Raw genomic sequence first — 5224 nt, forward strand, 5'->3', positions numbered from 1 at the left:
TATGCGGCGACCGAGTTGCTCTTGCCCGGCGTCAACACGGGATAATACCGCACCACATAGCAGAACTTTAAAAGTGCTCATCATTTGATCGGCTATAATCGCCGCGTGGACGTAGTCAGTTTGACAACCTGCGTTTTGATCATCGCGCGCCCGCTGAAACAAAGCTGCAAAGCGATCCCGGATCGGGAGAAGGGCAGAAGGCAGGGGTTCCTCAGATGCGGCATACAGCTTCGCCATTAGTTCCGCTGCAATTTCGGTCGCCTGGTAGTCGCCGTGCTCGGCAACGATGTGAGAGAGCATTCGCTCCCCGGCATATTCGAGCAACATCAGATTGTTCTCACGACCGAGCAACCGGACTGCTCCCCTCCCATTGCGCCATACCAGATAGTCGGCCCCGCGCAGTTCATCAGCAATGTCTTCTATAGGTTTCAATCCCTTGACGATTGCAGGAGTCCCGTCTGGCAATGAAACTTTCCAAACGAGGCTGGAAAAGGTGTCCGCAATGAGAACAGGTTGCGAAACGTGCCAATGAGCAGGAAAAACAGGCGGCATGAACATCAACCCCAAGTCAGAGGGTCCAATCGCAGATAGAAGGCAAGGCGTTCGCGGTCGGGGGCTTCGATCCCCAATACATTGAATAGGACAGCGAAGGCGCGCTCTGCTTCATCTGGCGCTGCCCAGTTCTCTTCGGCGTTAGCAATCATGAGTGCCAAATCGGCATAGCGATCTGCTGTTCCGAGCCGCCCAAGGTCGATCAGACCCGTGCATTGAAGAGTTTTAGGGTCCACCATGAAGTTCGGCATGCAGGGATCACCATGGCAAACAACCATATCGGTGCGCTCTTGGTCGAGCCGCACCGGTAGCTCTCGTTCGACACGAGCCAAAAGATCGAGCTGCGGCGTACTCTTGTCCTCGTCCGGTAAGAAGTCGGGATTGACGGCATTGCGGGACACCACATCAACGGCGCGTCCGAACATTCGCGACAGCCTGCGCTCAAACGGACATTGATCAACCGATAGGCTGTGAACAGCGCCAAGTTGCTGCCCCATTGACGGCCACGCTTTGAGCAAATCCGCTCCAGACAGATCAGCCGCCGGTACTCCCGGAATTGCCGTTATCACCAAGCATGCACCCTCCTGTTCCTCCTGCCAGTTGATGACCTCGGGGCAAGCCACACCTCGACCTTTGAGCCAAATGAGGCGGTCACGCTCTCCAGCGAGCTCACCGCGGCGGGAAGCAGGTGCGATTTTCGCGAAGGCATGCCCGTCACCACGTCGAAAAACAAAATCACCAGATTCTCCGCCTCTGACAGGCAACCAGTCAGAATGCGATTCACCAAAAAAAATATTAGTTCGATTCAATGGAGGTTCCTTCAGTTTTCTGATGAAGCGCGAATATAGAGAAATATCCCGAATGTGCAGTTAACGAATTCTTGCGGTTTCTTTCAGCGCCGCCAATACCGCCAGCCCGTCGCGCAAGGGGCGCGGCTCGTGTGTGCGGATGAAGTCAGCTCCACCTGCGGCGGCGGCAAGCTCTGCAGCGAGTGTCGCGGCCCCGACATCCCCCGGACCACGGCCTGTGAGCGCGCGCAGAAAGGATTTGCGCGAAACAGACAGAAGCACCGGCAAATCGAAGCGCAGCCGCAATTCATCGAACCGCGCCAGCACCGAGAGCGAGGTTTCGGGAGCAGCCCCCAGAAAAAACCCCATGCCGGGATCAAGGACAAGGCGGTTGCGTTTGATACCGGCACCCGTCAGCGCCGCGATGCGCGCGTCAAAGAACGCCGCAATGTGATCCATGATGTCGCCAGCGGGTGCCTCGCGCCGATCTGCCTGCCCGTCTTGCACCGAATGCATAACGACGAGTTTGGCAGATGATTTCGCCAATTGCGGATAGAACGCAGCGTCTGGAAAACCGCGAATATCATTGAGATAGGCCACACCACGCGACAAGGCATAGGCTTGCGTCGCGGGTTGATAACTGTCGAGCGAGACGGGAATGCCATCTGCCTTGAGCGCGTCCAGCACCGGCGCGATACGCGCGATTTCTGTGTCGGACGAAACAGGCGCGGCGTCGGGATTGCTGGATGCCGGACCGAGGTCGATCACATCTGCCCCCTCGGCCATCAGCTTACGCGCCTGCGCAATGGCTGCGTCTGGCGCCAGATACCGGCCTCCATCGGAGAAACTGTCCGAGGTTATGTTGACGATGCCGAAAATGATGAGCGATTTATTCATGGGGGCTTCTATAATAATAATAATAATAATCGAGCATGAGTATCATACGGATGCTCGGGTCGAAAGGGAATCCCCAGGCGAGTAACCTGTTTGCGGTGATCCATTAGCTGCAGGAGCAGAATAGCATACATCTGGAAGCAAAGCAAGGAAAGCGGCCTATGGAGCTGTGCGGCAGCGCTCAGTAGGCAATTTTTCAAAATATTGTTAAGCCTTTTCTGAGCATGGTATTTTTCATGGTATTACCAATTAGCAGGAAAATAAGCCATTGAATATAAAAGATAAAAATGTCTTGTTTACAATAGAGTGGGGGGGGTCAGCCTGCCGCCTTGGGCCGGGTGATGTCGTACTTGCCCGCCGCGAACTCGGTTACCGTCCAGCCCAGCGCGACCAGCTCCGGCAACGCCTCGCGCACCCGCTGGCGGCGCTTGCGCATGGTCGAACCACTGGCCTCTGACGGCCAGACATAGCCGCACAAGGTATCTATGGAAGCCTTGCCGGTTTTGCCGGGGTCGATCCAGCCACACAGCCGCTGGTGCAGCAGGCGGGCGGTTTCGCTGTCCAGCGCCCGCACCTCGTCCATGCTGATGCGCACATGCTGGCCGCCACCCATGACGGCCTGCGCGATCAAGGGGTTCAGGGCCACGTACAGGCGCCCGTCCGCCTCGTCGCTGGCGTACTCCGACAGCAGCCGAAACCCCTGCCGCTTGCGGCCATTCTGGGCGATGATGGATACCTTCCAAAGGCGCTCGATGCAGTCCTGTATGTGCTTGAGCGCCCCACCACTATCGACCTCTGCCCCGATTTCCTTTGCCAGCGGTTCGATCTGCTCCGCTAACTCGTTGATGCCTCTGGATTTCTTCACTCTGTCGATTGCGTTCATGGTCTATTGCCTCCCGGTATTCCTGTAAGTCGATGATCTGGGCGTTGGCGGTGTCGATGTTCAGGGCCACGTCTGCCCGGTCGGTGCGGATGCCCCGGCCTTCCATCTCCACCACGTTCGGCCCCAGGTGAACACCGGGCAGGCGCTCGATGCCCTGCGCCTCAAGTGTTCTGTGGTCAATGCGGGCGTCGTGGCCAGCCCGCTCTAATGCCCGGTTGGCATGGTCGGCCCATGCCTCGCGGGTCTGCTCAAGCCATGCCTTGGGCTTGAGCGCTTCGGTCTTCTGTGCCCCGCCCTTCTCCGGGGTCTTGCCGTTGTACCGCTTGAACCACTGAGCGGCGGGCCGCTCGATGCCGTCATTGATCCGCTCGGAGATCATCAGGTGGCAGTGCGGGTTCTCGCCGCCACCGGCATGGATGGCCAGCGTATACGGCAGGCGCTCGGCACCGGTCAGGTGCTGGGCGAACTCGGACGCCAGCGCCTTCTGCTGGTCGAGGGTCAGCTCGACCGGCAGGGCAAATTCGACCTCCTTGAACAGCCGCCCATTGGCGCGTTCATACAGGTCGGCAGCATCCCAGTAGTCGGCGGGCCGCTCGACGAACTCCGGCATGTGCCCGGATTCGGCGTGCAAGACTTCATCCATGTCGCGGGCATACTTGCCTTCGCGCTGGATGTAGTCGGCCTTGGCCCTGGCCGATTGGCCGCCCGACCTGCTGCCGGTTTTCGCCGTAAGGTGATAAATCGCCATGCTGCCTCGCTGTTGCTTTTGCTTTTCGGCTCCATGCAATGGCCCTCGGAGAGCGCACCGCCCGAAGGGTGGCCGTTAGGCCAGTTTCTCGAAGAGAAACCGGTAAGTGCGCCCTCCCCTACAAAGTAGGGTCGGGATTGCCGCCGCTGTGCCTCCATGATAGCCTACGAGACAGCACATTAACAATGGGGTGTCAAGATGGTTAAGGGGAGCAACAAGGCGGCGGATCGGCTGGCCAAGCTCGAAGAACAACGAGCGCGAATCAATGCCGAAATTCAGCGGGTGCGGGCAAGGGAACAGCAGCAAGAGCGCAAGAACGAAACAAGGCGCAAGGTGCTGGTGGGGGCCATGATTTTGGCCAAGGTGAACAGCAGCGAGTGGCCGGAGGATCGGCTCATGGCGGCAATGGATGCGTACCTTGAACGCGACCACGACCGCGCCTTGTTCGGTCTGCCGCCACGCCAGAAGGATGAGCCGGGCTGAATGATCGACCGAGACAGGCCCTGCGGGGCTGCACACGCGCCCCCACCCTTCGGGTAGGGGGAAAGGCCGCTAAAGCGGCTAAAAGCGCTCCAGCGTATTTCTGCGGGGTTTGGTGTGGGGTTTAGCGGGCTTTGCCCGCCTTTCCCCCTGCCGCGCAGCGGTGGGGCGGTGTGTAGCCTAGCGCAGCGAATAGACCAGCTATCCGGCCTCTGGCCGGGCATATTGGGCAAGGGCAGCAGCGCCCCACAAGGGCGCTGATAACCGCGCCTAGTGGATTATTCTTAGATAATCATGGATGGATTTTTCCAACACCCCGCCAGCCCCCGCCCCTGCTGGGTTTGCAGGTTTGGGGGCGTGACAGTTATTGCAGGGGTTCGTGACAGTTAGTACGGGAGTGACGGGCACTGGCTGGCAATGTCTAGCAACGGCAGGCATTTCGGCTGAGGGTAAAAGAACTTTCCGCTAAGCGATAGACTGTATGTAAACACAGTATTGCAAGGACGCGGAACATGCCTCATGTGGCGGCCAGGACGGCCAGCCGGGATCGGGATACTGGTCGTTACCAGAGCCACCGACCCGAGCAAACCCTTCTCTATCAGATCGTTGACGAGTATTACCCGGCATTCGCTGCGCTTATGGCAGAGCAGGGAAAGGAATTGCCGGGCTATGTGCAACGGGAATTTGAAGAATTTCTCCAATGCGGGCGGCTGGAGCATGGCTTTCTACGGGTTCGCTGCGAGTCTTGCCACGCCGAGCACCTGGTCGCTTTCAGCTGTAAGCGTCGCGGTTTCGGGGTCTGACGCTCAGTGGAACGAAAACTCACGTTAAGGGATTTTGGTCATGAGATTATCAAAAAGGATCTTCACCTAGATCCTT

Annotated in this window: 4 protein-coding genes and 4 pseudogenes; 2 read left to right on the forward strand and 6 right to left on the reverse strand. The window is 58.4% G+C overall.

Going from position 1 to position 5224, the window contains the following annotated elements; translation table 11 throughout:
• The 6 genes and pseudogenes from J3U57_RS12485 to J3U57_RS12510 form a co-directional block, all read right to left on the reverse strand.
• Positions 1-558: aminoglycoside phosphotransferase family protein (locus tag J3U57_RS12485; RefSeq protein ID WP_416379689.1), on the reverse strand; the 558-nt coding region annotated here is incomplete at its 3' end.
• Positions 558-1361, reverse strand: a complete 804-nt coding sequence (aph(3'')-Ib, locus tag J3U57_RS12490; RefSeq protein WP_001082319.1) for an aminoglycoside O-phosphotransferase APH(3'')-Ib — start codon at positions 1359-1361, stop codon at positions 558-560. The genes J3U57_RS12485 and aph(3'')-Ib, both read right to left, overlap by 1 nt.
• Positions 1362-1421: 60 nt before the next feature.
• Entirely contained in the window at positions 1422-2237 is an 816-nt protein-coding gene (gene sul2 / locus J3U57_RS12495) for a sulfonamide-resistant dihydropteroate synthase Sul2 (protein WP_001043260.1), read from the reverse strand.
• A 313-nt stretch (positions 2238-2550) separates the two neighbouring features.
• Positions 2551-3051, reverse strand: a pseudogene (gene repC / locus J3U57_RS12500) (replication protein C, IncQ-type); the annotation flags it as partial.
• A gap of 15 nt (positions 3052-3066) precedes the next feature.
• Positions 3067-3117 (reverse strand): annotated as a pseudogene (locus J3U57_RS12505) (mobilization protein); the annotation flags it as partial.
• A gap of 106 nt (positions 3118-3223) precedes the next feature.
• Positions 3224-3865 (reverse strand): annotated as a pseudogene (locus J3U57_RS12510) (MobA/MobL family protein); the annotation flags it as partial.
• 198 nt (positions 3866-4063) lie between these two features.
• On the opposite strand from J3U57_RS12510, the gene J3U57_RS12515 reads away from it, so the two are divergent.
• Positions 4064-4348 carry a mobilization protein C gene (locus J3U57_RS12515; protein WP_000238497.1) on the forward strand — a complete coding sequence of 95 codons (285 nt, stop codon included), beginning with the start codon at positions 4064-4066 and terminating at the stop codon, positions 4346-4348.
• Positions 4349-4857: 509 nt separating this feature from the next.
• A pseudogene (locus tag J3U57_RS12520) lies at positions 4858-5139 on the forward strand (IS91 family transposase); the annotation flags it as partial.
• Positions 5140-5224: the final 85 nt, after the last annotated feature.

The sequence above is a fragment of the Gilliamella sp. B3464 genome (genome assembly GCF_026536145.1).
Taxonomy (GTDB): domain Bacteria; phylum Pseudomonadota; class Gammaproteobacteria; order Enterobacterales; family Orbaceae; genus Gilliamella.

Excerpts from the sequence above, each read along its gene's own strand:
- sul2 (WP_001043260.1), bottom strand. The coding sequence starts at position 2,237 with ATGAATAAATCGCTCATCATTTTCGGCATCGTCAACATAACCTCGGAC.
- J3U57_RS12515 (WP_000238497.1), top strand. The coding sequence starts at position 4,064 with ATGGTTAAGGGGAGCAACAAGGCGGCGGATCGGCTGGCCAAGCTCGAA.